2 protein-coding genes are annotated in these 3,613 nt (G+C 29.3%); both read left to right on the plus strand.

Annotated features, from left to right (window positions below; translation table 11 throughout):
• Window positions 1–2,196: TIM-barrel domain-containing protein (locus JJE11_RS16605; protein WP_291637621.1), on the plus strand; the 2,196-nt coding region annotated here is incomplete at its 5' end.
• A gap of 25 nt (window positions 2,197–2,221) precedes the next feature.
• The gene (locus JJE11_RS16610; protein WP_291637623.1) at window positions 2,222–3,235 is read left to right on the plus strand and encodes a LacI family DNA-binding transcriptional regulator; all 1,014 of its coding nucleotides are present in this window, start codon (window positions 2,222–2,224) and stop codon (window positions 3,233–3,235) included.
• Window positions 3,236–3,613: the final 378 nt, after the last annotated feature.

Consider the following 3,613-nt stretch of genomic DNA (forward strand, 5'->3'; position numbering starts at 1 on the left):
ATAAATGAATTATCAAGGGAAGCAAGTAATTTAATTACTGAATATAGTAAAAAAGACAGTAAAATAATAACAAGTCTATTAGAAATGGAGGACTGTTATAAAATAATTTGTAATAAATTATTGATAAAAGTTGATAAGTCTGCCTGCTTGGTATCTATCTATAAAGAGGGGATTTTACAACATGGTGGAGCTATTGGGGATGATGATACAGTTGTACCATCTTATCAACTTAGAGTTTTAAATGAGAATAATATATCGGTTCTTGGAAAGTTTAATTTTAAATTAGATGATAATGATGAGTTTTATGGACTAGGCGATAAAAGTGGAATTCCTAATAAGGCAAAACGAGTTTTAAAGTTCTTTAATAAAGATTCTATGGGGTATGATGCTGAAATTCATGATCCTTTGTACAAATCTATTCCTTTTTTTATTAAATTAAATAAAATAAATAAAAGTCTTTGTGGAATACTGATAGATTCAGCTTTGATTGATTCCATGAACTTTGGGGTAGAAAGTCCTTTGTATTATAACATAACAACCTACAATGGTCCTTTTTCTTACTATTATTTTGATGGAAATTCATATAGTGCTATTGTAAATAATTATTTAAATGTTACTGGGCGACCTGCTTTTCCACCTTTATTTAGCTTTGGTTTTCTTGGTTCTAGTATGAATTATGTAGAGGGATATGATGCACAAGAAAGGATAGAGAGATACTTCAAACAAACAGAAGAAAATAACATTCCCTGTGAGGGTATGTATGTATCCTCTGGTTACTTAAAGCAACCTAATGGGAAAAGATATGCATTTATATGGAATAAACAGAAGTTTTCAGATCCTAAAAAGTTTATAACAGATTTAAGAGATAGAGGCTACAAACTTGCAATGAATATAAAGCCTGGTATTTTGACAACTCATCCGTGGTACAAAGAATTATGTGATAAAGGTTATTTTATCAAAGATGAAAAGGGTAATCCTTATACTGAATTTTACTGGGGAGGAGAGGCTTCCTTTATCAATTATACAAATAAAGATGCCTATAATTGGTGGAAAGACCAATTGATAGAACAATTTCTAGATAATAATTGTGCTGGTATATGGAATGATAATAATGAATTTGAAATAGAAGATAGCGAGGTAGATTTATATAAAATTAAATCAGTCCTACCTATGATGATGTGCAGTGCCTCCTATGATGCTTTTAAAGAAAAAGATAAAATTAATAATGAAAATAATAGAGCTTGGATAATATCTAGATCTGGCTTTAGTGGTATTCAAAGATATGCTAGAACCTGGAGTGGTGATAATAGCAGTGATTGGAAAACTTTGAAATTTAATCAATACCAAAGTATTGGTTTTGGTTTGTCAGGAATTCCTTTCTATGGTCATGATTTAGGTGGTTTTTATGGAAATGTACCAACTGAAGAACTTCTAGTTAGAAGTTGTGAAAGTGCTATACTTCAACCTCGATTTGTAATTCACTCATGGAGAGCTGATGGTAATCCAACGGAAGCCTGGAGCTATAAAGACTCTCTTCCTGTAATTAGGAATTTGATTATAGAACATTATAAATTTATGCCATATATTTATACAGCATCATATGATGCTGTTGTTAATGGAAAACAAATGGATAGATCTCTTTATTTAGAATTTTTGGATGATGAAAATCTAAGTGGAATGGAAACCGATAGTATGTTTGGAGATAATATCTTAAAGACACTCGTAGTTGATAAGGGTATAAGTAAAAGATTTGTTTATTTACCTAAAGGGGTCAATTGGTATTCTGGAGTTACTAGTAAATATAGTGAAGGTGGCCAAACGGTTGAAATTGGTGCAAAACTTGGTGTATTTAATTATTTTGTTAAAGAGGGATCAATTATTCCAAGAGCAGTGAAAGCTCAAAAGCTTAAAACAGCGTTATATGATGAATTAGAGTTACGTTTATATAAGGTAAAAGGAGATATTAAAAAAGAATCAATTTACTTTGAAGATGACGGCAAAACTAACTTAGAGGATAATAAATATAATTTATTTAGTTTTATAGTAACTAAAAAAAAGGTAACTATAACAAAAGTAAAAGATGGAATTAAAGGTGAAAACAGAGTATTTACATTAACAGATAATGAAGGTATATATATTAAGAGTTTTGATCCAGATTCAATGGAAAAAAATGATAAGATTTTTATTAATTTATAAAAACTAATAAAAGGTAAAGGTTAATATGAGTGATATTGTTACAATAAAAGACGTCGCAAAATATGCAGGTGTATCTACTGCAACAGTCACTCATACCCTAAATGGGAAAAGGCCTGTTAAAACTTCTACCAAAAAGAAAGTTTTAAATGCAATTGAGAAATTAAATTATGTTCCATCTTGGAATGCCTCTAAATTAAAATCTGGTAAATCCGGAATAATTGGATGTCTTGCTGTGGATATTACTGAGTTGTTTACATCCCGTCTTGTAAAGGGAATAGAATCTGAACTGGGTAACAACCAATACTCTCTATTATTTGTATCTGCAGTCGAATTTGATGGTGATTTAATAAGAGCCTATAACTCCTTAAAAGCTCATAATGTTGATGGCATAATTCTTTGCTACCATATTCCAAGTCATAAATCTTTATTAAAAGATATAGATCCAGCTACGCCTACAGTTTGTCTAAATATGACAATAAGTGGATTTGAATCAATTGTAATTGATAACATTGCTGGTGGAGAAATGGCAGCAAAGCACCTATTGAGTTGTGGTGTGAAAAATCCTGCGATTATTTGTGGTCCATCACATAGGTATTCCTCCATTGATAGATATGAAGGATTTATTAATATGTATAAATCAAATGGAATTGAAATAGACGAAAATCACGAAATTTATGGTAAATATGATAGTGATACTGGTTTTAATTCTACTTTAAAATTATTAGAAAATGATAATAAAATTGATGGATTCTTCTGTGAAAATGATTTCATAGCTGCTGGATGTCTCAATGCTCTTAATTCATTACATATAAGAGTTCCTGAAGAAGTTAAAGTGATAGGGTTTGATAATAGAGATTTTTCATCTTTTTACAATCCAACAATTACAACCTTTGAGATTCCATTGCATGATATGGGAAAACTTGGAATGAAAAAATTAAAGGAAAAAATTGAAGAGAGTGAGGAAATTTCTGTATCTAAAATTCAATTGACTCCTAAACTAATAATAAGAGAAAGTACACAAATTAAACAGTCAAAATGATTTGTGGGTTAAATTCTCTCATCAATTAAATAAATTTGCCTGTTATGAAATATTGCAATTAAATCAAGGGTAATGAAAATCTACTAGTACACGTATTTGTGCTATAAAAACCTATGTTTTGATATTAATATAGAATATTTAAAAGAATTTATCTCTTCTTTCGTTAAAAGGTTTAGTTTGATTACAAGTTGTAAATCATTTTGTAAATTATCAATATCTATCCTAGAGGTAATATCTCAAGTATTAATTTTAGTATGATATTTTTGCTTTAGAAATAAAGCAAATTGAAGTGCTGTAGAATTATTCATATTGATATATCTATTGTATTCAGAAATATCTAATGGAGATAAACCTAATTTATTTTTATTTAAAAGAAGA

The sequence above is a fragment of the Clostridium sp. genome (assembly GCF_016650095.1).
GTDB lineage: Bacteria > Bacillota > Clostridia > Clostridiales > Clostridiaceae > Clostridium_AD.